Annotated in this window: 22 protein-coding genes; 2 read left to right on the top strand and 20 right to left on the bottom strand. The window is 40.2% G+C overall.

Going from position 1 to position 25,391, the window contains the following annotated elements; genetic code table 11:
• Positions 1-22 precede the first annotated feature (22 nt).
• From HMPREF9088_RS00920 to HMPREF9088_RS00945, 6 genes are all read right to left on the bottom strand, one after another.
• Positions 23-988, bottom strand: a complete 966-nt coding sequence (locus HMPREF9088_RS00920; protein WP_007207211.1) for a competence protein CoiA — start codon at positions 986-988, stop codon at positions 23-25.
• Positions 989-1,214: 226 nt separating this feature from the next.
• Complete coding sequence (locus HMPREF9088_RS00925; RefSeq protein ID WP_007207212.1) at positions 1,215-1,925, bottom strand: adaptor protein MecA; 711 nt, start codon at positions 1,923-1,925, stop codon at positions 1,215-1,217.
• Positions 1,926-2,068: 143 nt separating this feature from the next.
• Positions 2,069-2,467 (bottom strand): transcriptional regulator SpxA, encoded by a 399-nt coding sequence (spxA, locus tag HMPREF9088_RS00930; protein ID WP_040366011.1) that lies wholly within the window; start codon positions 2,465-2,467, stop codon positions 2,069-2,071.
• Positions 2,468-2,861: 394 nt separating this feature from the next.
• Positions 2,862-4,583 (bottom strand): ABC transporter ATP-binding protein, encoded by a 1,722-nt coding sequence (locus tag HMPREF9088_RS00935; protein ID WP_040367082.1) that lies wholly within the window; start codon positions 4,581-4,583, stop codon positions 2,862-2,864.
• A gap of 205 nt (positions 4,584-4,788) precedes the next feature.
• Positions 4,789-7,956 carry a DEAD/DEAH box helicase gene (locus HMPREF9088_RS00940; RefSeq protein ID WP_007207215.1) on the bottom strand — a complete coding sequence of 1,056 codons (3,168 nt, stop codon included), beginning with the start codon at positions 7,954-7,956 and terminating at the stop codon, positions 4,789-4,791.
• Between the two features lie 137 nt (positions 7,957-8,093).
• Positions 8,094-8,717, bottom strand: a complete 624-nt coding sequence (locus HMPREF9088_RS00945) for a lysophospholipid acyltransferase family protein (RefSeq protein ID WP_007207216.1) — start codon at positions 8,715-8,717, stop codon at positions 8,094-8,096.
• 127 nt (positions 8,718-8,844) lie between these two features.
• Between HMPREF9088_RS00945 and HMPREF9088_RS00950 the strand changes: the two genes are divergently transcribed.
• Entirely contained in the window at positions 8,845-9,585 is a 741-nt protein-coding gene (locus HMPREF9088_RS00950) for a tRNA1(Val) (adenine(37)-N6)-methyltransferase (RefSeq protein ID WP_040366012.1), read from the top strand.
• On the top strand, positions 9,575-9,847 hold the full coding sequence (locus tag HMPREF9088_RS00955) for a GIY-YIG nuclease family protein (RefSeq protein ID WP_007207218.1): 273 nt from the start codon (positions 9,575-9,577) through the stop codon (positions 9,845-9,847). Before HMPREF9088_RS00950 ends, HMPREF9088_RS00955 begins: the two co-directional genes overlap by 11 nt.
• Before the next feature lie 13 nt (positions 9,848-9,860).
• Here HMPREF9088_RS00955 and HMPREF9088_RS00960 read toward each other — a convergent pair whose 3' ends face one another.
• The 14 genes from HMPREF9088_RS00960 to HMPREF9088_RS01025 all read right to left on the bottom strand — a co-directional run bounded on the left by HMPREF9088_RS00960 (position 9,861) and on the right by HMPREF9088_RS01025 (position 25,238).
• The gene (locus HMPREF9088_RS00960) at positions 9,861-10,526 is read right to left on the bottom strand and encodes an ABC transporter ATP-binding protein (protein ID WP_007207219.1); all 666 of its coding nucleotides are present in this window, start codon (positions 10,524-10,526) and stop codon (positions 9,861-9,863) included.
• A gap of 10 nt (positions 10,527-10,536) precedes the next feature.
• Positions 10,537-11,601, bottom strand: a complete 1,065-nt coding sequence (locus HMPREF9088_RS00965) for an ABC transporter permease (protein ID WP_007207220.1) — start codon at positions 11,599-11,601, stop codon at positions 10,537-10,539.
• 140 nt (positions 11,602-11,741) lie between these two features.
• A complete protein-coding gene (locus HMPREF9088_RS00970) occupies positions 11,742-12,431 on the bottom strand; it encodes a hypothetical protein (RefSeq protein ID WP_007207221.1) in 690 nt (229 codons plus the stop codon).
• Between the two features lie 17 nt (positions 12,432-12,448).
• Positions 12,449-12,799 carry a fluoride efflux transporter FluC gene (locus tag HMPREF9088_RS00975; RefSeq protein ID WP_007207222.1) on the bottom strand — a complete coding sequence of 117 codons (351 nt, stop codon included), beginning with the start codon at positions 12,797-12,799 and terminating at the stop codon, positions 12,449-12,451.
• Complete coding sequence (locus HMPREF9088_RS00980) at positions 12,796-13,170, bottom strand: fluoride efflux transporter FluC (RefSeq protein WP_007207223.1); 375 nt, start codon at positions 13,168-13,170, stop codon at positions 12,796-12,798. Before HMPREF9088_RS00980 ends, HMPREF9088_RS00975 begins: the two co-directional genes overlap by 4 nt.
• 57 nt (positions 13,171-13,227) lie before the next feature.
• Positions 13,228-13,791 carry an elongation factor P gene (gene efp, locus HMPREF9088_RS00985; RefSeq protein WP_007207224.1) on the bottom strand — a complete coding sequence of 188 codons (564 nt, stop codon included), beginning with the start codon at positions 13,789-13,791 and terminating at the stop codon, positions 13,228-13,230.
• A gap of 206 nt (positions 13,792-13,997) precedes the next feature.
• The gene (locus HMPREF9088_RS00990) at positions 13,998-14,822 is read right to left on the bottom strand and encodes a MetQ/NlpA family ABC transporter substrate-binding protein (RefSeq protein WP_007207225.1); all 825 of its coding nucleotides are present in this window, start codon (positions 14,820-14,822) and stop codon (positions 13,998-14,000) included.
• 8 nt (positions 14,823-14,830) lie between these two features.
• A complete protein-coding gene (emtB, locus tag HMPREF9088_RS00995; RefSeq protein WP_007207226.1) occupies positions 14,831-15,502 on the bottom strand; it encodes a metal ABC transporter permease EmtB in 672 nt (223 codons plus the stop codon).
• On the bottom strand, positions 15,499-16,221 hold the full coding sequence (locus tag HMPREF9088_RS01000) for an ATP-binding cassette domain-containing protein (protein ID WP_007207227.1): 723 nt from the start codon (positions 16,219-16,221) through the stop codon (positions 15,499-15,501). Before HMPREF9088_RS01000 ends, emtB begins: the two co-directional genes overlap by 4 nt.
• Positions 16,222-16,230: 9 nt before the next feature.
• Positions 16,231-17,247, bottom strand: coding sequence for a lipoate--protein ligase (gene lplA / locus HMPREF9088_RS01005; protein ID WP_007207228.1), 1,017 nt, complete (start codon positions 17,245-17,247; stop codon positions 16,231-16,233).
• Between the two features lie 175 nt (positions 17,248-17,422).
• Positions 17,423-18,916 (bottom strand): SpaH/EbpB family LPXTG-anchored major pilin, encoded by a 1,494-nt coding sequence (locus HMPREF9088_RS01010; protein WP_007207229.1) that lies wholly within the window; start codon positions 18,914-18,916, stop codon positions 17,423-17,425.
• Positions 18,913-19,680, bottom strand: a complete 768-nt coding sequence (locus HMPREF9088_RS01015; RefSeq protein ID WP_040366013.1) for a pilin N-terminal domain-containing protein — start codon at positions 19,678-19,680, stop codon at positions 18,913-18,915. The genes HMPREF9088_RS01010 and HMPREF9088_RS01015 overlap by 4 nt, the downstream gene beginning before the upstream one ends.
• 2 nt (positions 19,681-19,682) lie before the next feature.
• Complete coding sequence (locus HMPREF9088_RS01020) at positions 19,683-23,369, bottom strand: SpaA isopeptide-forming pilin-related protein (RefSeq protein WP_007207231.1); 3,687 nt, start codon at positions 23,367-23,369, stop codon at positions 19,683-19,685.
• A 549-nt stretch (positions 23,370-23,918) separates the two neighbouring features.
• Entirely contained in the window at positions 23,919-25,238 is a 1,320-nt protein-coding gene (locus HMPREF9088_RS01025; protein WP_007207233.1) for a helix-turn-helix domain-containing protein, read from the bottom strand.
• Positions 25,239-25,391 lie beyond the last annotated feature (153 nt).

Raw genomic sequence — 25,391 nt, forward strand, 5'->3', positions numbered from 1 at the left:
TATTTTTTTTAGTAGATGCATTTTATTTTTTCATATACTTGGCTAATTGCTGACACTCTTGATACAGTTCAACACATAACTGCTCGCAATCAAGATACGGCCACCCTTCTAATAGATTTGTCTTTTGACATGCGTGCCGCCAGTCATCAAAGGTTGACCAATAGCAAAAATAGGCCCGTAAGACCAATAGTTCATGTGTAAATAAAAAGCCATATCGACTCGGACTATAGCACCAATTAGGAAGCGAAAAAATTGACAGACCAAGCTCATAAACTTTTTGTTGCAATGTCAGAAATGTTGGGTTCAACTGCATAAGCTGCCGTTGTAACCAATGTGGATAAGACTCAGTCGTGTGTAGTGATTGACAGACCGCTCGTTCAAATTTCCACTGGTGCGCCGGTGTTTTTGAATAAACTTGCCATGTATAACCGACAGGATAAGACCATTGCATCCCTCGATAACAAAGCAGCTTCTCCTGACTCACATCTAAGCCAAAGCTATAAAAAGTAGTAGCAGAATTCAGTTGACAGCATGCTTTTTGGAAATGCGTCCAGTGGCGCTTCGGCTGTAACTTTGAGCCTAGGATCCAGATTGGTTGATATTGTGCCTGGATATACCCTAACGTCCGCTCCTGAAAGCGCGAAAAAGGTAAAGGAGAACATTGAAATTCAAGTGCCCGCTTATCCGCTAATAAATCAGGTCTTTGTTTCAGTTCAGGTAAATAAGCTTCAATTGTTGCAGATGAGACGAATTGTAGCAACAATCGCTTGCCCTGCAAATGTTCCACCGTCTCCCCTTCAGAATACGTCTGACAGGTCGTCCCTTTACAATGTGCAAAATGAGCAATTTTTTGCTCTCCTGCTTTTAGCAGGACAGGAGATTGACAGCCTGGACAGTGTAACCTTGGTCGCTCACGCTTCTTTTTTTTCGCCAGAAGTGCTGCGTCAATATATGAACCATCTTTCGACTGTGCCAATAACATTGTCATCCCTCCTGCCTATATATACGCAAAAAGGCCACCAAATCCAAAAGTTATATCTCAAACTTCTGGATTTGGTGGTCTTTTTATAGCAGCGCTTTTGTCACAACCTAGTTTAAACGGTGTTCTAAAGCAGCTCTCTTGAAATAACTAAAAAATTCCCAAAATTTGAAAAAACAATTTTTGAAATTTCTGAGTTATTGCTCAGAGCTAAGCGCTTTTGTCACAACCTAGTTTAAAGGGCAAATTGTTCACGGATAAATGGTAAGGCGTCATTTTTTACAATTACTTGACCATGCTCGTCCAGAACAGCTTTTGTAATTGTGGATTTTCGGCCAAATTCTGAAACATGTGCTAGAATATTTTTCTTTTCTGCTTCAAGAACATCCTCACCTAAAAACTGAATAGCCAAATAATATTGTTGGTTCATCGCGTAGAGGGTCGTATCGACCTCTTCAAGTTGAACTTCGTGGGCCAACCAGACAACCATTTCAAAATTGGCTATTTCAATAATAAGTGATTGCTTTGGTAAAAGTACAGGGTGCGTCGGCTTCTTATCAGCATCTTCTTTTTGTGCTGCAAGCTCTTGCTCCAACTCTTCTAACCCAGCCTCTTCGAAATCACTCTCATCATCCATCTTGCCAAACCATTCAGGTAATTCGCCATCTTCGTCACGGAACGCTTTAAATGATTCATTTAACTCTTCAGCATTGCTTTTGCTAATAAATAATTCAAGGCCGTCCCCTTTTGGCATGACTTGAAACGTCACAGCTTCACTACCTTTGAATTCTTCATTGACATCTACTTCTTCTAAAATGCTATAGAAAAAACTCTCAATTTCGTCTTTATTTCCTAATAAGTCTAAAAAAGTGAATCCTCTCGCAGCTAAATCTTCGCCTTTTATTAAGACACGGATTGTATTTTCATTGATGTGCTCCATTTCCATCTTAGCTACACCTCACTTTACGATTTCTAGCTACTTTCATTGTAACGAATCTTACCAAAATGTAAAGGATTTATCACTAACTCAATGTTAGGAAACACAAAAAAAGATGTAGCTACTCACTCGTAACTACATCCGATCGCTGCCTATAAACCAGCCATCAATTGCGCTTGCCGCAACTCTAATTGACGAACATCTCTTGGTAAGAAACGACGAATTTCATCTTCGTTAAATCCAACTTGCAGGCGCTTTTCATCGACCATAATTGGACGACGTAACAATCCTGGATTTTCTTGAACGAGCTTTAATAACTCATTCAATGGCAAATCATCTAAGTCCATATTTAACTTTTGAAACACTTTAGAACGGGTAGAAATAATTTCTTCTGTCCCATCTTCAGTCATCTGTAAAATGGTTTGAAGCTCATCAATATTTAATGGCTCTGAAAAAATATTTCGTTCGACAAAAGGAATTTCGTGTTCTTGAAGCCATGCTCTGGCTTTTCGGCAAGAAGTACAACTTGGGGAAGTATACAATGTCAACAACGTAATCACTCCTTTTTCTATTCAACCATATGCAACATATTGTTTCAATTTCATAAGTTTATTATACAGGACAAAAAATTAAATTACTAGCTATTTTTTCATGCTTTTTCATTTCATCATCGTAAAAATTGATGAAAAACTTTGTGATTGTAAGCTTTCTTTCATATGTTAAGACTGTGTTAAAACTAGGTAACTATCAGAAACTTATTATATAACAACTACAAAAAACTGTTTTATTCACAAAGTTTATTAAAGCTGAATTCTATTTTTCTTATTAGACTTAGCAAGACAAAAAAGTCAGGTATCCTTTTTTCTTTATGAAATATAGGTTTTCTTTCTTTTTAGCTTCCTTTCGTAATCAATCACTTCGTCACAGGCTCCTTCACCTGTCCCCTTATGTGTCACTTCTCCCAAACTGAGATTCATACAATCGTCGATAGGCACCATGAGTAGCCATCAATTCTTCGTGTGTCCCTTGCTCGACAATCCCCGCCGGACTGACCACAATGATCCGTGTCGCATGACGTATGGTAGCCAAACGGTGGGCGATAATCAAGGTTGTTCGCCCTTTTGCAAGTTGATTTAAGGATTCTTGAATCACTTGTTCTGTCTCGGTATCTAGTGCCGAAGTTGCCTCATCTAATATTAAAATAGGTGGATTCTTTAAAAACATACGGGCAATTGCTACACGTTGCTTTTGACCACCGGATAACTTAACGCCGCGCTCCCCAATAACCGTATCCAAGCCATCAGGTAATTGATTAATGACAAACTCTAAGTGAGCTAGCTTGACTGCGCGCTCTACTTCCGCCTCTGCCGCTTCTAATTTCCCGTATAATATATTTTCTCGTATCGTACCGGGAAATAAAAAGACATCTTGTTGGACGGTACCGATTTGTTCCCGTAGTGATTGCAAGGTAATGTCTTGAATGTCTATGCCATCAATCGTAATTTTTCCACCCGTGCGCTCATAAAAGCGTGGCAGCAAATTACAGACTGTCGTTTTCCCAGAACCACTTTGTCCGACAAAAGCAATCGTTTCTCCTTTTTTGATGGAAAAGGAAACATGGTCTAAGACTGGATGCTGTGGATCATAGGCAAATGATACATTGTCGTAGTGTATATACCCAGCTAATTTTGTGACAGGTTTCGCGGTTGGTGAGTCTTGAATTGCTGGTTTGCGGTTAAGCTCTTCATTTAAACGTTTGAAGCCGGCAATTCCTTTTGGGTAACTCTCAATCATAATATTGACTTTCTCAATCGGTCGCACAAAGACATTAGACAACAAGATAAAACTCACAAATTGCCCACTAGTCAGCTCACCGCGCAAAGTGTAGTATGACCCAAATACCAATGCAAACAAATTCATTAGGCGAATCAGAAAATAATTATACGCTGAACTAATACCCATCACACGATAAAACGTGTGTTTGGACTGGCGATACAACTCACTCAGATGATGAAATCGTTGCTTTTCATGCGCTTCATTGGCAAAAGATTGTGTTACACGGATGCCACTGACTGATGCTTCAATCCCCGCATTAAATTCACCGAGATTTTCATAAATCTCAGTATTGACAGTCGTCATCTTCTTATTAAAGAAATACATGGAAAATGTAATAAAGGGCACCAGTAGAATCATGGCAATCGCCAAGGAAGCATGCATTCGAAACATTAAGTAAAATGAACCAACCAACGTCATAATTGTTATAAAGACATCTTCGGGCCCATGGTGAGCTACTTCGGATATTTCAAACAAATCCGTCGTCAACCGACTCATCAATTTACCAGTCTTCTGGTTGTCGTAGTACTCAAATGATTGCTTTTGTAGATGAGAAAATAACTTCCGTCGCATGTCTGTCTCGATGTTCACACCTAATGCATGACCGAAATAGACGACAATATATTGCAAGAACGTATTCAAAATATAAAACAATAATAAGCCCAAACAGGCTAGTAAAATATAGCGGAAATTATTATGTGGCATAATATCATCGATCACCACATTCACAGCGACAGGAAATGCTAACTCAAGCGCCCCTGCCAATACAGCACAGCCAAAATCTAATAAAAATAAGCCCTTATAAGGCTTGTAGTACGCAAAAAACTGTTTCATGACACGCAATAAACTCACTCCTTTTCTTTCTCAATGATTATACCTTAACTGAGAATAATCACCACCTTCACTTGCTTGGCGAAAAAAATAAGGTCGTGGCAAAAGCAGATCCATCGGCTTTAAGTAAAAAATCCTCAAAAATTTTAAAATCAATTTTTGGGATTTTTGTACTTATCGCTCGGATCTATGCGCTTTTGTCACACCTCTATTCGTCGCCCATACTTAATATCAAACGAATATCTTCTTCGGTCATTTGTTGTAGCTGTGCTTCGTTTCCTTGGATTACTTTTTGGAATAATTCTCGTTTTTCATTTTGCAAATCATCCATTCGTTCTTCAATTGTGCCTTCAGAAATCATGCGCCAAATTTCGACCACTTGCTTTTGACCCATCCGATGCGCACGACCTGCTGCTTGCTCTTCAACAGCAGGATTCCACCAAAGATCATAGAGAATCACGGTGTTGGCTCCTGTAAGATTCAGTCCCGTGCCGCCAGCTTTTAAGGAAATCAAGAAAACATCAGCTTCACCTTCATTAAACGCATCGACCATCTCAATTCGATCTTTCGGCGGCGTACTACCACGCAAGTAAAAATGACTCAGCCCCATCTCATCTAACTCATCGGCAATCAAGCTCAACATACTTGTAAATTGAGAAAACAATAAGACTCGACGCTTGTTTTCCTTCGCTGCAAGCAATAAATCTTTAACTTGCTCTAACTTACCTGAACCACCTTGATACTCGTCCACAAAAAGTCGTGGGTCGCAACAAATTTGGCGCAAACGGGTCAATCCAGCCAAGATACTGATACGGTTCTTTTTAAAGGTGCTCGAGTCCATCTGACTAATTTCTTCTTGCATTTGCCGCAAGTAGGCTAAGTAGATCGTCTTTTGGTCGGTCGTCAGTGTGCTGTAATAATTCATCTCAATCTTTTCAGGCAAATCACTCAATACCGTCGCTTTGTCTCGACGAAGCACAAACGGCTGAATCATTTGTGCAATCTTTTCGGCTGAAAATTGACGATATACTGCTTTAGCTGGGAAGAATCCTGGCATAATCAATTGGAATAACGACCACAATTCATCCAAGTTGTTCTCAATCGGTGTCCCACTTAATGCAAAACGCTGACGAACAGATAGCGAGCGCAGTGCTTGAGCCGTCTTCGTGCCACTGTTTTTCACCATTTGCGCTTCATCTAAAATCAAATACTCTAATGCACGCGCCTGATACTGGTCTATATCTTGACGCAGACTAGCGTACGAAGTGATGTAAATATCTGCTTTTTGCTGCAACAACGCTTCACGTTCTTCTTTGGTGCCATTCACTACGACTGCATCCAAACTCGGTGCAAACTTACGAATTTCTTGCAACCAATTGTACGTCAAGCTGGCAGGTGCGACAATTAATGCTTGTAAAGATTCGTTTGCTTGCTTTTCCGATAATAAGTAACAAATCGCCTGCAATGTCTTACCAAGTCCCATTTCATCGGCCAAAATCCCGCCAAATTGATAGGAACTTAACATTTTTAGCCAACGATAGCCGGCCACTTGATAATCGCGCAACTGCGCATTTATGCCTTGAGGTAACTCGGCCGCAAATAACTCTGGATGGACCAAATTTTGTGTCATTTGCTTAAAGTCGTCACTGTATGAGACGTTCGTACCCAATACTTGCTGGACATGGATACTTTGATTTTTCGGTAGCTGAACAACCCCATTCTCAAACTGAAAGCCCGCTCGCAATTGGGCAAGGACTTGTGCCGTTTGTTGGAATGCTTCTGTTTCTAACGATACGACTTGACCACTTTCCAACGTATAAAACCGATCGTGCTGCATCAGACTGCGTAACATCGCATCAATTTCATGATCTTGAATCCCGGTCACATCAAAACGAATCGACAACCACGAAGACTCTTCATCCACCAAGACATCCGGCGCTAAAAACTTGCCATCCAAATACAATTCACGCAACTTTTGACCAATCTTCACTGTCCCCATTTGGCGTAATTTCGGAATATCCACTCGGAAAAAGTGATACAATGCCTCACCTGTCGGAATGGGTCTTTGCCAACTCGTTTCATCTTTTTCAAAGCCTAGTGTAGCCAAAAGTGTTAACACAGCTTGCTCATTTTCTAAGTCACGCAAGACTTGTTGCGTACGTATTGGTTTGACAGATTCTTTGTCATCGGTTGAAAAGATCGAGTCGCCATATTGAAAGTGCACTTTTGTATCGATCATGCCGCGTCGTTTGCGCAAATAAAACGTCACCTGTAATGCTTCTTCCGTCACCAATTCTTGGACTTCTTGAGCCACAGTCACTTGACCAACCGTCCGTAAGACGGGGACAACTTGGCGAAAGAGACTTGAGAAATGCTCACGATCAAATGATACTTCCGGCTCTGGCAATCGTTTGATTAATTGTTCAATCGTAGTATAGGCAGTCAGTTGTTCATCAGATAGCCGATAGAGATGCCCATCTTTAAGCGCCCAGTGATAATAACGATAGACTTTATCAAACGCATCTGCTACATCTAAGACTGCTTTATCCCCTTGCTTTTTGATAAAATACAATAGTGGTGCCTCGTGAAACTCAGCCGTCATAGTGGTCCACTCAGACGGTCCGCTAAATTGAAAAGGGACCGTCTGTAACGTAGCAAGGACACTTTCTGCTTGTTCTACCGGTAATAGCAAATACTTTTTGTCTAATTTCCCTTTTACTTGCAAACCTTGTTGGCCAAGTAGTTGTTGAGTTTGCGCAATCGCTTGTAAACAATCAAGTAACGCAACCGTCTTTGAATCAAAGGCTTGCTTAGCTAATAAGAATGTATGTTTTTTATTGGCTACATATTTCTTCTCTTCACTCACCATTTGCAAAAATTTATAAATATTTTTCACAACATATTTGCGCTCTTCTAGTAGCCCTACTTTAATCGAAATCCCCAAAACATCCATATCATCGTGGTAAGGATTCGTAGGCAATGACTCAAGTAAGACTTCTATCCCTAATTTCGGTGCCGATACTGATTTTGTCCGCTCGTGAAGATTTTTTAACCCATTCGCAAATAAATCGACTGGTGAAAAAACGCGAGGAGCCGTAGTATCGTCCTTTGGCAACTGCCGAGTCTTGCCCTGCTGGCGCAAGTATAGCTCAGCCGCTACCGTATGCTTGCAGTATTTATGTTCTTCCCAGTACGGACACTGGCAAAAATCTTCTTCTTTAGCTGTCGCATCAAGTTCTACTTGATACAATTCACTCCCCAAAACTTCTGCATGCCAGACTTGCTGCGCGGGATCAGGTGTGATAGAAAGAACCCGGCCACTTTCTAAATAGGCCCTTCCTTTACCGATGATGCGTTCTGGAATACTCCATTTCATAAAGATGTAGCTCCTCCCGTAAAAATGATTCTTTCTCTATTATACCACCAAGCAAGACAAATGCAGAAAAACTTACTTATAAATGACAAGAAAAAAACAGGTCGGGCATTTTCGCACCTTCCTGCTTTCTTTGTTACTTATTTTTCTTCAATTTTGTAAACAAAATCGGGATTTGCTGCTTGATCGATTGCTGTGAATGCGGTTTGGATTCGTCGCTCGACTTCAAGCATGCCGGCATCATTCATTTTGGGAATATCACTAATATCAATCGGCTCACCAAAGCGAACAATGACGCGTTTGCGCTTAAACAACTCTTTGAGCGTCAGTGGTCCTTGGTAGACACATGGCACCACGCGGACTTTCGCCATCTTTGCAATCAAGGCCATGCCTCCTTTTAGATCCGTCGAGTGCCGGGTCCCACTTGGAAACATAATCAAGCTCAGATCCGTGTTCTTTAAAATTTTGACAGGTGTCTTGATTGCACTTGGCCCAGGATTTTCGCGATCCACAGGAAAGGCATTCGCATGACGCAAAATAAAAGACAATACTGGATTTTTAAAGAGCTCTTTTTTCGCCATAAACGCAAACTTCTTCGGTCGTGCCGCCACAGCTAAGTACAATGGGTCCCACCACGTACGGTGAGGCGCAACCAAAATATAATTTTCATCTTGCGGAAGTGCTTGGCGATTTTGATAGCGGGCGTTGCCGTTAATAACAAACAAAATCACGCGCACCAACCCGCGCATAAACGTAAAAAACATCGTGTCGTTCCTTTCTCTCTTTTAACAGTAGTATGCAAGAAAAGGGCTTGATTGACAAGTCTTTTTCTCAGTTGCTTCTTTGAAAAAACAAGGTATAATGTTGAACGTAGTCTTCGGAGGTGAAAAAATGGTTCAATTATATGCGAATGAACGTATTGATCAACTATATGCAGATGATATTAAAATTATTCAAAGCAAGGAAGTTTTTTCCTTTTCATTAGATGCGGTTTTGCTAGCCAATTTCCCGCGCATTCCTAAAAAAGGACGGATCGTCGACTTATGTGCGGGCAACGGCGCAGTCGGCTTATTTATTAGCCGAAAAACCAATGCCGAAATCATCCAAATCGAATTACAAGAACGCCTAGCTGATATGGCGCAACGTAGCATTCAACTTAACGACTTAGCCAATCAAATGAAGATTTATACGGCCGATTTAAAAGATAGCTTAGCCTTTGTTGCCCCGGACTCGGTCGACTTATTGGTCTGCAATCCGCCTTATTTTCCTCATCAGCCACAGAGCGTCAAAAATCCCAATCCTTACTTGGCGATTGCTCGACATGAAATCCATACAAACTTAGAAGAAATCGTTGCAATGAGTAGCAAATTACTCAAAACTAACGGCCGCTTGGCATTGGTCCATCGTCCAGATCGCTTTTTAACGATACTAGATGCGATGCGTCGCCAACGCCTTGTACCTAAGCACGTCCAGTTCGTCTATCCCAAAAACGGCAAAGACGCAAACATCTTACTCATCGAAGCCATTAAAGATGGAAAAGAAGAAGGCTTTAAAGTCAATCCGCCGCTCTTTACCTATGATGAAGACCAGGCCTATACGCCAGAGATTCGGCAGATGCTTTATGGCAACTAAGCATTATTTCTATGTACTCCTATGTAAGGATGGATCGTACTATGGCGGCTATACGACAGATCCGGATCGCCGCTTAAAGGAACATAATGATGGCATTGGCGCGAAGTATACACGCCTCCAGTCCCGTCGCCCACTGACGATGATCCACACGGAATGCTTCGCCACTCGCAGTGAAGCCACCAAGGCTGAAGCTGCTTTCAAAAAACTAGCCCGTAAGCAAAAAGAACGCTACCTACAAATAAATAAAAAGAGAAAAGAGTAAACGAGCGACTCGTTTACTCTTCTGTTAATTTCCCATCTTGCATACGTAACACGCGATCACATGCTTGAATTAAGCGCGTGTCGTGGGTCACCATTATTGTCGCTTTGTTTTCTTGTTTTGTTGCCTCTGCAAGTAGTTCCACTACTTCAAACGCACGATCAGAGTCCAAGCTAGCAGTCGGTTCATCCGCTAAAATTACAGTCGGCTGATGATACAATGCACGCGCAATCGCGATACGCTGCCGCTCCCCTCCAGACAATTCACTCGGGTATTTGTTTACAAGTCGCTCAACACCTAGTCGCTCCAATAACATCTCTCGTCGCTCGCTTTGTTTTTTCTTAGTAATGTCGTCTACTAATTGAAATTGTTGCTTGACCGTCAAGAATGGTACCAGATTCGACGACTGCAAAATAAAGCCGATTTCATCGAATCGCCGGCGTGCACGTTTCTTTTCTGATTCACTGCTAAAGGACGCACCATTAATCAATACTTCCCCTGTAGATGGCGTCTGCAAGCCACCAATTATTGTTAATAAGGTACTTTTCCCCGATCCAGAAGGGCCGATAATCGCCACAAACTCTCCAGCTTCAACGGCTACGTTCGTTTCTTTTAATGCATCAATGGTCTCATCGCCATCGATGAACTGCTTGGTAATTTCTCGTAATTCAATTGCACTCATCTGCTTCCTCCTAACCGATTGCCTGAATCGGATCAATCGTAACAATCGTCCGCACTGAAAAGGCCGATCCGATTACTGCTGTGACAATCATCAAGATAGCTGATCCTAGTAAAAAATACCAATTATTTTCATAAGGAACCGCCGCTGGTAAAATAAACGACCCACCGACACTAATCACCAAGCCTAAGATAGTACCGACTGTCGCCAAAAGAAACGTCTGGACCATAATGGACTTTGCGATGTATCCATTGGCAATTCCTTGCGCCTTCATAATGCCAAAAATCGTGCGTTTTTGCATCGTCAAGACATAAATAAAAATGCCAATCACGATTGCGGCAATCAGTATCAATGCACCAATCATAAAGCCAAACGTCAAGACTTGCGCACTATATCCTGGTAAATCATTAATAAAATCAGCCACGGACACATTGGCCAATTGGTCGTTATCATAGCTTGTCACCTTCCCGCGATAGACAATAGCATTTATTTTCGCCTCGCCCTCTGGAAAGCTCTGATCATAGCGAATCTTCTCAAAATTGGCCAAAGAAAGATACACTACTGGCGCCACATTAAACTGTGCATTTTTGGTAAAGCCGACGATTTTCACCGTCTGATCACTTCCTGAAAGACTTAACGTATCACCGAGCTTAAAACCATCTTGCTTTAAGGACTCATCGGCCACTACCTCTCCATCTGCAGAAAAAATCTTTCCTTCTGTAATCTCAGGTCGTAAGAAACTCTCTTTGTCAATCGCAAAAAGACTGACACTCGCCTTCTCATCGCTATCAGCTTTTGAAGCAATAGCGGATAGTTGTGCAAGATAGGTCTTATCCGTTGCTTTGACATTGGCTAACTCTTCTTCAGAAAACGTTGATAGATTCAAGCTATTATCCGAATCTTTCGCCAGCAATAACCCATCTATCCCCCATGTATCGACGGCTGTGCGATTTTGTTGGGCGAGCCCATATGATAGTCCCGTTAAGAAAAATACCAAGAAAGCCACTAAAAAAATGACCCCCGCTACCAATCCATACCGTAATTTCGTATGACGAATCTCATTCCAAGCTAAAAACATGCTTTCACACCCTTACTTTTTTCTTCCCATAGCATAGCATGCAGCGCCTTTCTTCGCTATTGATTAGCCTAACTGAGAATGATTCTCTAAAAAAAGAACCAGCGACTCCGCTGATTCTCATCTTACCTTATCAAAGCAACCTACTTATTTGCTGCCCATTCATTTTGGTTCACAGTAAAGTCTTTACTCATTTTGCCATCTTTTTGTTCGTATACGACTGACTTTTCCGACATCGGCAAGACAACTTTGGTCAAAAAATTATTCGTTTCCGAAAAAAAGCCCAATTGTTTAAAGCCCGCAGCACTCGCTTTCAAATGATATTGAACCCCTATCAACTTGGCTGTAGCATTCTCCTGAAACTCAGGTGTCGTGCGTAAATAATACTGCTGGGCACCCACTTTAAAATATACTGATCCATAAGCATACCCCAGATACTCGATCTCTCGTTCCACTGGTTTTGCTTCATAGATACCTAGTTTTTCGATGCCTGCTATGTTTTGGATATGCGTATAGGCAGTCATCGTCGCTCCATCGTAATATTTATAGCCAATAAATGCCCGTTCACGATCACGAATATTGGGTTGCACATCTGGCATGTATGTATAATACGCACCATAATAGCTATTTCCCACAAGATACACCACTCCACACATAAGTAGCATGCCACCAAAAATTGCTAACGAACGCCCTTTATGCGATTTTACATACAATAAAAAAATACATAAAAATAACAAACAAACGACAGCCAATAATAATAGACTCATCACACCCGTGTGATAAAAGAATTCTGCGTGACGCCACTTTTCAGGTGTAAATACCTTTCCAATCAAACCTTTTCCCCCTTATGCTACACAAATGATCCGCAAATAATCCCCAAAAAACTTGCCAATAAACCTAGCACATACGTACTAATAAAGTACCAACGAAACAGGTGTTTATTTTCTTTTAACAATAAAAATAATTCAAAATTCATCGTCGAAAATGTGGTATAGCCGCCCATAAGACCTGTCCCCAAAAAAAGATACCTCGTATGGTTCATCTGCATCCCAACAAAAAAACCTAAAATAAATGCTCCAGTCAAATTGATAAACAAGGTCGCCTTTGGAAAAGGGTGCGGACGTCTCTCAAAGAAGCGATTCATTGCATAACGGCAAGCAGCACCTAAAGCCGAACCAATCCCAACAAGTAAGAGTGTCATTCGCTCACCCTCCTTCTTACAATCACTTCACCTAACCACACAAAAAAGAGCCCTCCAATAATCGACGCAGCCAAATACAGAAATGCTAGTCCGTATGCTTGTTGCTGAACAAGCTGAACAGCATCCAAGGCAAAGGAAGAAAAGGTCGTTAACCCTCCACAAAAACCAGTCCCCACGCCTAGTATTAGGCGACCATTTATATCACGATCGACCATGATGTGCTTTACCAACCAACTAAATAAAAAACACCCCAGGTAATTAGCAACCAACGTCCCGATTGGAAAAAGATCAATCTTCGGTAATTCAATCGCTAGCAAATAACGCAAAATGCCACCAAAAAAAGCAAAAAAAGCGACAATAACATAATTCATATCGATTTCTCCTAAAAAAAGACTGAGAAAATCCGCTCTCAGCCTTTTTGATTTTAATTATTTGTTGGCACGTTTTACATAAGTACCTTCTGTCGTATTGATTTCAAGCGCTTCGCCCGCTTCAACAAAGTCTGGTACGTTCACAACTAAACCAGTTTCCATTGTAGCTGGTTTACCTGAACCAGTAACAGTCGCACCTTTGATTGATGGTTGTGTTTCTTGTACAGTTAGGACAACCGTTGTTGGTAATTGAATACCAATCACTTCGTCACCGAAAAATTGGATTTTTACTTCCATATTTTCCAAAATATATTTCATTTCCTCTGCAACTGTATCGACTGGAATTTCATATTGATCGTATGTTTCTAAGTCCATAAAGTTTGCTGTGTCGTCCATTGTATACAAATATTGTACTGTTTTTGTGTCAATGTGTGCTTTTTCAAACTTTTCTTCAGGTCTAAACGTTGTATCATATGTCGCTCCAGAACGTACATCGCGAAGTTTCATACGCATAACTGTATTCCCTTTACCTGGTTTGTGGTGACTTGCTTCCAATACTTTGATTAATTTACCATCTTGAACAAATGTCATACCAGCTCTTAAATCACTTGCTGTAATCATGTTTAAACGTCTCCTTTATATAAAAATAGTCCTTGTCCATTGTAACAAAAAGGAACAAATTAAGCTAGTATTCTCAGCTCTTTACTAAAAGAGGTTGTGGAAAAAGCGTTTTGCTCCAAGCAATAAGACAGAAATTCCGAAAATTGTTCCTTAAATTTTTGAGGATTTTTGTCTTATAGCAACGAGAGCTGCTTTTGACACACCATTTAAAATGAAGGGATTAACGTATCGCTATGCTCTTTTTCTAAAAACTCTTTTACTTCATCGCTTGTCATCGCTTTTTTCAACGCTTTAATTTTAGCAGAGTCTTGGTTGTCTTCACGAGCAACTACTTGAATAGAAAAGCGTGTATCGATTGTTTTTTCTAACAACAAAGCATCACTTGGTTTTAAGCCGATTTTGGCGATGTACGTCGGATAGTTGTAGACCATCGATACATTTGGTTCACTATATGCTTCCGCCAAATTCAGTAAATCGACAGATAAAAAGTCAAAGTTCTTAGGATTTTCCGTAATATCTTTGACTGTCCCGTCTGTACCGACACCATCTTTTAATGTAATCAAGCCATAATCAGCTAAGATTGCTAGCGCACGTCCTTCATTCGATGCATCACTTGGAATCGCTACTTTGGTTCCAGAAGGGATGTCATCGACTGATTGATAATCTTTTGAATAAAAGCCGACTTTTGCATCATAGATTGGTTGAATAGCGACCAAATTCGAGCCTTTTTCTGAGTTGTATTTTTCCATAAAGGGCTTGTGTTCGGCAAAACTCGCATCTGCTTCTTTGCTCGCTACCATATCATTGTATGCGACATTGTCATTAACTTGAATCAATTGAATGTCCCAGCCATCTTTTTTCGCCACTTCTGCCGCTACTTTTACGACATCGGTCATTGGTGTTGTTTGTGATGCTACTTTAATCACTTTGTCTTCACTATCAGAACTACTGGTTGAGCTTGACTTTGACCCACACGCTGCCAAACTAACTGCAATACCTAGTGTTACAAATCCCAAAACTATTTTTTTCATCGATTCTCCTACTTTCGTTTGTCTAATTTTCTTGCTAGTAGATTGCCGATCAATTGAATTAAAAATACTGTGACAATCATCCAAATAATTGCGACATACATAATGCCGTATTCATAGCGTTGATAGCCATAACGAATGGCAAAGTCACCAATCCCGCCACCACCGACGATTCCCATCACCGTCGAATAGCTTACCATACTCACTGTCGTAGTCGTAAAAGCCAGTACAAGCCCACTTCGCGCTTCGACTAATAAAAAATGCCACACATATTGCCATCCTTTTACTCCCAGTGAATCAGCCAAAAGTCGAATATCACTCGGGACATCTAGCAATACTTGTTCGACCAAGCGAGCAAAGATGGCCACCGCGACAATACTTAGTGGCACGGCTGCTGGGATTGGGCCAAATGCGAATCCTATCAACCACCGAGTAAATGGAATTAGCGTCACAACGAATAATAAATATGGAAACGACCGAATCAACGTAATCACCAAATTGATCAGCCAATACATACCCGAATGACGCTTACTTAATTGCGGATTAACCAAATATAATCCAATCCCTAATGGCAAACCACCTAGTAAACAGATTGTCAAAGAAATCCCCATCATGACACCTGTTTCTTTTAATGATGTCACAAGCTCTGGCCAATAATATTGAATGGTCTCAACTGTGGTCATTCACTCATCCTCCGTTTCACAAGCGTCAAGTACGATTCTTCGGATTCTCGTAGATTGGTCGGTTGATTCGCAATTTCTCCTAACAGATGACCATCCTCCATCACCAAGACGCGTGTGCAGACTTTCTTGACTGTCTCTAGCTCATGACTGACAAAGACGACGGTCAAATCCCGTTCACGTTGCACGTTTTGCAATAATCGGAGCATTTCTTCGGTATTGGCTTCATCTAGTGAACTGGTCGCTTCATCACATAGTAAGACGCTTGGCTTACGGACGAGCGCTCTAGCGATAGCTACACGCTGCTTTTCCCCACCCGATAAGTCTTTTGGATAGCGTTTGGCTTTGCCAGAAAGTCCCACAAATTGTAACAATTCTTCTACAAGTGCCGGTTGTTTCTCACCGACTAACTTTAAAGGCAACGCGACATTTTGCTCGACGGTCAAATTATGTAATAGATTGTATTGTTGGAAGACCATCGCTACTTCTTGTTTGACTCGTCTCAAGTCCTTATTGTTAAACTGACTGCCCTCTTTGCCCATAAAAGAAATCGTTCCATCAGAAGGCTGTTCCATAAAATGCAGCAAACGCAATAAGGTACTTTTGCCCGAGCCGCTTTTGCCAACGATTCCTAAAAACTCCCCTTTCGCTATATGAAACGAAAGATCCTCAAGGGCGACTGTCTGGCCGTACTGCTTCCCCACTTTAGCTACCTTGTACATAGCGCCCTCCTAATCAAATAATAAATCCAAACACGCTTGCTTGGTGAAATGAAGTATGTACTCTTCCAATGGTTGAGTAGCTAAAAATGCTTGCACCGTCTCATAGACAAAAGGTAGACCAATCATCGCCTGCTCCAACTGCTCAATTGGCAATACGCCAAAGAAGTCACCTGAAAACTGAATGCTCGCAATTTCCCCTGCTTGCGTGGCCATTTTTACATCGACGATCCCGACATTCGGTATCCGCGTACGCATGTGGCGATCAAAATCTGGTGTCTCTCCATAAATCCATTGATCGTTTGCATATTTTTCATCAAACAAGACCTGAATGGCTTGGCGATCTTCCACTGTCAACAGCAGCTCTTTATCTGAAATCTCAGTAAGTTCTGTCACTTGGTACAGCTCACACAATAACTGCTCGTGAAATTCTTCAGTAGTGAGTTTTTGCCATTTTGCATCGAGATACGGTCGGACATTGGTGACATTTTTGCGGACTGATTGCGTCGCTTTTGACGCTATCTTTTCTTTTGCCACCGTCAGTAATTGATCGAGCACCGACACATCCACATCATACATTAGCGTCCCATGCGAATAGGTACGACCATTTTTGGTATACATCGCATTGCCTGAAAATTTTCGACCTTCGATATACAGATCATTACGCCCACCTGACGTTGCCTGTGTCGCTCCCATGCGATGCAATGCTTCTAAAATCGGCTGCGTCACACCTTGATAGTCACCAAATGTCGTCGCATTTTTTTGCGTTACAAAACTAAAACTCATATTACCTAAATCATCATAGACTGCCCCGCCACCAGATGTTCGGCGTGTCAGGACAATTCGATGCTCACGTAAATAGCGAAGATTAATTTCTTCATAGACATTTTGGTTGCGACCAATTATAACACATGGCTCTTGTATATATAACAGAAGAAGAGGTTCATCCACATTGGCATGATCCATTAAATATTCTTCTGTCGCTAAATTCATTCGAATATCCTTGCTTTCCATTAGATGATATCGCATACAATTCCTCCTTTCGAAATAATTTTAGGAATGAAACGATGGCAACCTGTTTCTTTCTCCATATAAAACTGTAACATTTCAAGTAATAGGCTGCAACTGTTTTTTCATAAACACATAAAAAAACCAAAAGAAGATTTACTTTACAGAAATCTTCTTTTGGCTTACCTCATGTTACTTAGACATTTGCTGTATCGTGTGACTTTTTATACCAGATAATCGCACCTATCATCAACGCAGCACCGATAGCTAAGAAAGCATAGATCCCTGTGCCACCAGTTGAAGGAAGAACACCTTTTTTCACGTTCAAGATTTTTGTTTCATTTTCTTTTGTACTTGTGTAGGTCCCATGACCGTCTTCATTTGTGACAACAGAAAAGGCTGTCTCAGGATTGTCAGGAAGTACATATCCGTCTACCGTTGCCGTTTCAATTAAAGTATAATTTCCTGTCTTCAATCCTGTCACTGATAATTTACCGTCTGCCTGTGATTTAATGGTCGTTGTAGCCCCATCAGTTGTATCTGACAATACCCATTCATTTGAAGCATTTAATTTAAAGGATAATAAGTTATCTGATTCATCTTTCACTTCAAACTTCACTCCTGCCAATCCAGCTTTAGAATTTGCATCTTGTTTAATAAAGTTGTAGCCACCAGTGAAAACTTCAGGTGTTGGTGTATCAGGCTCATTTCCTTTTTTCGTATCTGTATCTACCGAAACCTTATTCACCATACCTTGATCTATAGGTGCTGCTGAAGTAACCATCATATTGTATTTAATAACTAATTCCTTACCAACATATTCTTTCGGATTAGACAAGGTTAACGTGTAGCCTCCACTAGCGTTTAGCGTTACTGTATAGTCTGTGTCTTTCACTAAAGTCTTATCTCCATCCTTCACAGTAAAGTTGTCATCGACTAGTGTTTGTAAACCAGTACTAGGTGTATCTGTTACTTGGAATAGAGATTGTGCATCGCCAGGTACGTTCACCGTAACCGTATAGCCAATCGTTTCGCCTACTGAGTAACTTAAAGTAGTGTCGTCTTTCTTCTTTGTAACCAACTCTTTTTCTTCATTCTTTGGATATAAATTAATTGTAGATAAATCCTTTCCGTTGCTACTATTTCCCTCCATAAAAGCTACGTCACCATTATAAACAGGCATTGCAATCACTAATGGAATAGCTTTTTCAGTGACACCGCTTGGTACTTTCGTTTCTACAAAAAGATACGCTTTAAAATTCGTCCCATCTGCAAGTTTCACACCTTCAAAAGAGGCAACTCCCTCACCAGCTGTTGTTTGTGTACCAAGTGCTGTCGTTTGAAAATTTGTATACCCCGACTGAATTGCTTCTACTGCTTCTTTAGCTGTTTTCCCTTCACTTAATAACCGATTATACTCAGTTGACACATCATACATCGTGAATTCTGCACCATTCAAAGCAGTTGAACTTACGCCAAAGTTTGGTTTTTCTAACCCGTTATTTTCTAGTTGGTCTGGCGTTTTTCCTTGTTCGAATAAAAGTTTATGCAAATCAATCGTTACCGTCTGCTCCGTACTCTTTGGATCCGGAGCTGTAACGCTATCATCTCCTCGTACAAAAGATCCTCCACCTAGTAATAAAGGTATTGCTACCAATGCTGTTAGTATTGCCCCCATTAATTTCTTCATCTTTCTTCCTCCTCTTGATGGTCATTCTTTTTTCGCATCCATAAATAACTACCTACTCCTAATAAAATGAGCACCCCACTCATCGCCAGCATAGAATTGACTTGCCCTGTATTTGGCAGAATAGAACCAGTTTTAGGGATTAATTTTTCTGGTTTAGTTGTATTGGTAGGCTCAGTCGGTGTCAGTGGTTGCTTACTTGTAGCAGAATTTTTTAAATAAATATTAATCGTTTTTAAATAGTTGTTACTATTAGTAGGGTAGTAAGGAACAACAATCATCAACGGGGCACTATCCTTCACTCCAAACTGCAACACATTAGACTGAACTGGTTGTTGTACGAATAGATAGGCATGGGACGAGCCTTGTGGTAAAACAAAGGTTACTTCGCCCGCATCATTCGTTGTTTGCATTTCACCGATTTGTGGTAAGTCTGCTTCTTGGATGTCAGTTGTTGATTTTTTTGCCCACTCTGTAATCCATTCTTTCGGTTGAAAATCAGTTTGCTTGGAAGCTTCATCGTAGACTTCCGTTGCATCATAGACAGTGAAACTGACATCAGCGAGGGGCGTCCCACCAAACGATTGGTTCACCAAACCAGTATTAGTCAGATTTTCAGGTATTGCCTGATCAATCCACACCCGCTTATGCAAAATAATGGTCACTTCATCACTTTGTTCATCTGCTCTACTCATCAACGGAAAGCTGAAGAAGAAACATGATAGAAAAATAAGTCCAAGTAATAAGAAATTTGTTCTTTTTTTCATACTCATCGTTCCCCCTTCCGATTACGATAGATGTAATAAACCCCTAATAACGAAGCTAGACCGAATATTCCACTAGATCCTAGGACAAACATCGCTTTTCCTTTACCACCTGTCGCCGGTAATTCCCCTTTTTTCGTATTTGCTAAGGTCAGTTGAATTGTATTCGTCCCATCATTCGTGAGTGCAACCTCAGCCAATGCATCCGTGACATCTCCTCCTTGGTAAGAAAGAGTGATCGTTCCATCTTCTTTAATGGTTAAGTCAAACGAGTCAGGTAAAAGCACGTAGCCTTCAGGTGCAGCTAATTCTTTAATGACATATTCGCCAGCAGCCAAGCCGAACGACTCACCAGAACTACCATCCGCCTGTTTGAATACCCCTTGTCCGTTTGCATCTGTCTCAAGAGTAGCCAATTGGGCATCAGGATTGTCCTTGGCCGCCAAGCCAAAGGTAGCACCGGCTAATTTTGTTTTTGTTTGATAGTCCTCTTTTAAAATAGAAACAGTAAACAAGCGTAGTTGATTGTATTTTGCAAATACCAAGACACTCTCTTGACTTGTCTGTTTCGTGTACCACCCATTCTTGGTTGGTAATGTCGTAGCCGAAAGTGTCTTACCACTCTCATCTAATACGTTGCCATCTAGCGTTACTCTAAATTTATAGGACGTGTCATCTGCTAAATAACCTTGTGGAACTGTGGTTTCTTGTATGCTGTAATACCCCGATAAGAGCGACTTAAACGAGCTCACTTCATTACCAAGTAAATCATTTTGCGAACCAACTATCGTACCGATACCTTGCCAGTTTTCTTCATATTGCTTCAAGGTGAATTTTGCACCTGACAATTGTTCAGTCGTACCCGTCCGATATTTTTCAGTTCTAAACGTAATCTTTTTGAACTCATTAGTGATGGTATATAAGATGGTATGATCTTTCAGTTGGACTCCATCTTTTGTATCATTAATGGTCACTTCACCAGTCTTACTTACCGTCACTTGCCACGTTGTAGTGGAAATTTCATGGCCACTTGGGGGACTGACTTCCGTTAGTTTATAGGTACTATCTAGTTGTAATTTTGTATTGGTAGGTAATGAATACGTACCGTCCTGTTGATCGACTAGCACTACACCATCTGCTGGAAGTGAACCTCCTGTTAATTTGAATACCGCTCCTTTTAGCGGCGATTGATTCACACTAGATACTTTTGTGATTTTTAATCCTAATGGATTGAAAATTTTGCTATTCGTCCAAATCGAGCCATCTGCATTGGAACTTGCTTCATAGCCTTCTGGAACAGTCACTTCTGTAATCTTGTAAGTAAAATCTTTTCCTTGGTTGTTAAACTTCGGTAGCCAGATAGTCTCAGATCCACCAGTATTACTTGCCACTCGGGTAATGTTTTGTTTACTCCAATCTGGTGCCGAGAGTCGCACATACCCTTTCGTCCACGCACCACTTGCCGTCGTGGTCGAGCGTTCAATTGAGAAATCCAGTGTTGCCGGACGTTGACTCTGGTCATTGTCATATTCTTGCCACCGCTTCTCGATTGCTAGTTTCACCCCAGCAGCCTTAGCTGAAGGAACACCAAACTCAACCTGATTATTCGGATTATTTATGTTTGGTTTAAAGGTGGTCTTGCCATTCATCGGATACCAAGTTTCTGGAACAAACGTACTTGATTCTGTATTCATGCGTACTTGATAATGCAGCTGTACTTCTTGACCTTTACCCAAATTAATATTCGAAACAGAGAGTTGATTGTTGGCTAATGTAGCATTCGGAAGAGTCGCTATAGCAGTTGACCCAACACTTTTCACATCGACAGTCGAACCATTGGCATTGAATTGCGCACCAATCGGATCTGATATACTTCCTTGATTTACAGTATTAAAGGCACTTACTACATTAGCAGCTTGATTCTCAAGATACGTCTTGATGTCATCTGCTGTATTTGCATCAAGGTAATGACCATCAGAAGCCATCAGACTTGTATATGCACGTACTTGATTTTGAGTTAAATAATTTTTATCCGGACCAAGCTGTATACCAAGGACATGAAGTTGCGTACCACCATCTTTTGTTATCTTGGCTTGACCTAAAGTTGCAGCAAATGTGTCATTAATTTTATGATTTGAATTATCAATATAGGGATAATTCAATTTAGAAGTATCACCAGGATTATCTAAAGATGTATTAAATTTCGTCCCATATAAAGTGCCGTTGATAGTAGTCGATTCATTCACCTTGTATGAATAAGTCGGTACACCATCAGTTAGCAAAATCATCATTTTCTCATTTGTACTATTGTAGCTAGTGAGCATATCTGCTCCTGTCTTAATTCCAAGTTGAGTAAATGTTCCACCTATGAAGGTTCTGTTTAATTTCGTATTAATATTATTAGTATGTGTAGTATTCGAAATAGGCTGAATTCCCTCTTGAATAAGGCCTACATAATTTGATTGATTAATACTGGAATATCCGACAAACCCTACATTGACATACTGGGAAACTCCAGCATCTTGGATATATTTAAAGAAGTCTTTGATACCTTGCCTAACTGCTGGTGCTCGCGATGGTTCCATTGATCCAGACATATCTATAACTAGTACAATATCGATTGGTTTAATATCCTTGATCTCATTCCCTCGTACGTTAAGGTAGACATCGTAAAGACCTGGAGTACTTGTTTCTTTCGCATACTTACGAATGGCAAAATTAGCGTTCCCACCCGTACCGCCATATTCGATATATGAATTCGTTTTATTCGAAGCATCTCCATTCCACGTAGTCACGCCATCCCAACTAGTAGCACCGTAGAGCTTTCCTTGATGGTTACGGACGGTTGTATTGCCCGTGGGTGACCAGTAGCTTTTCGGATAGATACCTGTCGCATCGGTCGTATATTCAGGTGAAACATTCGAGTAACTGGTCGTTGCGCTTAATGATTGAATGCTATCGAGCACTGATTTTGCCGAAAAATTTGCGACTGAGGCTCGATCTGCTTGCACTTTACTACTTTCTTTATCCTTTGCTTTTGAGGATGCAGTCGTACTTTCATTAGTAAATTCTTTCTCTTGCGTCACGTAAGATTTTGCAGTTTCTGTGGACACTTCAGTCATACTCTGAGTTACTTGTTGCTCACTTGACGATTGACTTGTTGCTTCACTAGACACTGTTGTTGCTTCAACAACTTTTTCTGGTGCGGTGATTGTATAGTTCTTTGCACTGATATCTGGCAAACTATTTTCTGTAATGACTGATTCTCCAGATTCATTGGACTGGCTATCAGCTTGGATAGCTAGTTGAATGCTAGTCACCGATCCACTCGTTTCGAATGAGAGTACTCCTTCATCTGAATCGTGAAAGGCACTGACAAACCAGCTACTCTCGTCAGTCGTCCACCCTTCTTTTTGTGTCGGTGCTACTACTTGTCCCGCTGAATCCGTTACTTGCACTTTCAAACGCTGCTGTTGATCCGTACTCGCTAAAGAACGGTAATAAATATCCCAAATAATTTTTTCATCTGATCTTATCGCAACACTCCTCACATTTAATTGATTGCTCTCAATTACCTGTTGTTTGGCCTCTTGTGTCGAGTCTGCAAACGCCTTGGATGCCAGTATTAAATTAGGAAAAAATCCTACCATCAGCAAAAAGACACTCAGCCATACAGGCCACCTTCTTCTCATATTCTCACTCCTTTCTCCGACTACACTTCCTTTGTTCTCCCCGCAAACAACTAACTAGAGCGGCTAGCTTCTTCATTAGAAAAGCTTTTCCTCCTATAAATCAAGTCTATGCGACATTCAAAAAAATATGATTTTTCTATGAATCAACAGCGATAGAAAAATAATAATAATAAAATCAAACCAATTTACTTGACAAACTTTCAAAATTTTTTAAGAAATGAAATTTATCAGAAAAACATTCTAAAATTTTCGACAAAAAACGCTGATGTTACGCTCTTTCTCAGAAAAGATACATTTTTTCATTTAGGATTTCCGTATTATTCTTTTTCACTCAAAGCACTTTTTTTCACTCAATATTTATTAAAAAAAATTTTTAGTGATTTATTTCAATACAAAAACCATGACTCAAATAAGTCATGGCTTTCAAGTTATCTGATTCACAGTTGCGCAGCGCTCTTATGTGGTAAATTTGATTTGTTTTTTACAAATGGTAAACCTTAATTAAATAAAACAATCAAAATAAAAACATTATTTTATTTACTGAGTTTTTTATAAAATAAGCGTGTCTTTTAACCAAACACCCAGTCGAACAATATCTGTCAATGACAAATAATCACTTACTAGAAATTGTCTTTCAGCACTAATCTCTGGCAGTATGTCAGTTGTTAGAATGTACGATCCTTTTTCATCTTGCAACTCATCACAGGTCTTTACATAGATGACACTAATTTTCGTATCAAAGAATGACAAGAGCGGCTCGACTTCTTTTAATATATAGTATGCATGATTTTGACCAATAGATGAGTAGATTTGGATAATTGCTGGCTTAAATTTCTTCTGGTAAATATTTTTATTCGTTAGTAAAAAGAAACAGGCAGCCTCTTCCCGCTTATGAAAATCAACACGTAGTACCCGCGATGCTTTATAAAGAAATGAATCCATAATTGCATACTCCTCGGGTTCAGCATGCAAAAATTTACTTCTAAAAAAATCCAGTCGCGGCGATGTGGATACTGGATAAGGAAATAACTTAATCTGCACCATAGTTGAAATCAAGATTGCCTTCACTTCAGAATAGTGATTCGAATGGCTCTGACCGGAAAAATCTAAAGGTAGCAGTTCATGAAAATTTTTTTCCACCTTCACTGCCGCTTCCAGATAGCTTTCTTTTAGCCATCTATTCAGCTTTTCTACTATAGTCTCTGCACGGCATTGATCTTTTACGTCTACCTTTCTTTGGTTGCTATAAATCACTGCTGCTAAAAACAAATAATGGATAAATACATTCTCGAATTCAGAATGAACCAGCAACATCGAATCAAAAGACAGCGCATCAATTTCCTCAAGTCGCTTCTCTCCATCAAGGGTAGTGACGATTTTCCTTAATTCAGACAATGGCCAGCGATAAAAAAAAGCCAATTGTGTAATGAATCCAATAACCAGTAATTCTTGCTTCGCTTCTAGTCGATACCCTTTATTAATTAAGAGGCGAATGTCAAATCGCGCCAAATCCGCACGTAATTGCGCAATTAAGCGAGAAAATGTAGCATCACTCAGTTTCAATGATTCTTTATAGAAGGAGGAAGATTCCCCTGAATGAAAAATAATTGCTTTTAATAACCTTAGTTTTATCGATTGGCTAGCTAATTCATCTGTTACATTAACAAGTGCATGTGAATTATAAAGAATGCCGTTTGTTCGAAAGTTTTGATACAAATTTTCAACTTCTTTGACATACTGCTGAATGGAACTTGGCGATACAGATAGTTTTCTCGCCATTAATCTATCGGTCGTCTGTCCATTATTTAAGTACAAATGTTCTGCCACTTTAATTCTCTTCTCCAAGTGTCTCTCTAGAAAATTCAACATTAGAATCGCCTCCTTTACAAAAAGTATAAAATTTTTTCTACAAAGAAAAAAACATAACCGTTGTTACCTTAAAAAATTTGTTATTTAATGATTCATATTGCAAAGAAAACAATGTCTATGTTTCCGCATACAAACGAACTAACTTTTCCATAT

It is taken from the genome of Enterococcus italicus DSM 15952 (assembly GCF_000185365.1).
Lineage (GTDB): Bacteria > Bacillota > Bacilli > Lactobacillales > Enterococcaceae > Enterococcus_G > Enterococcus_G italicus.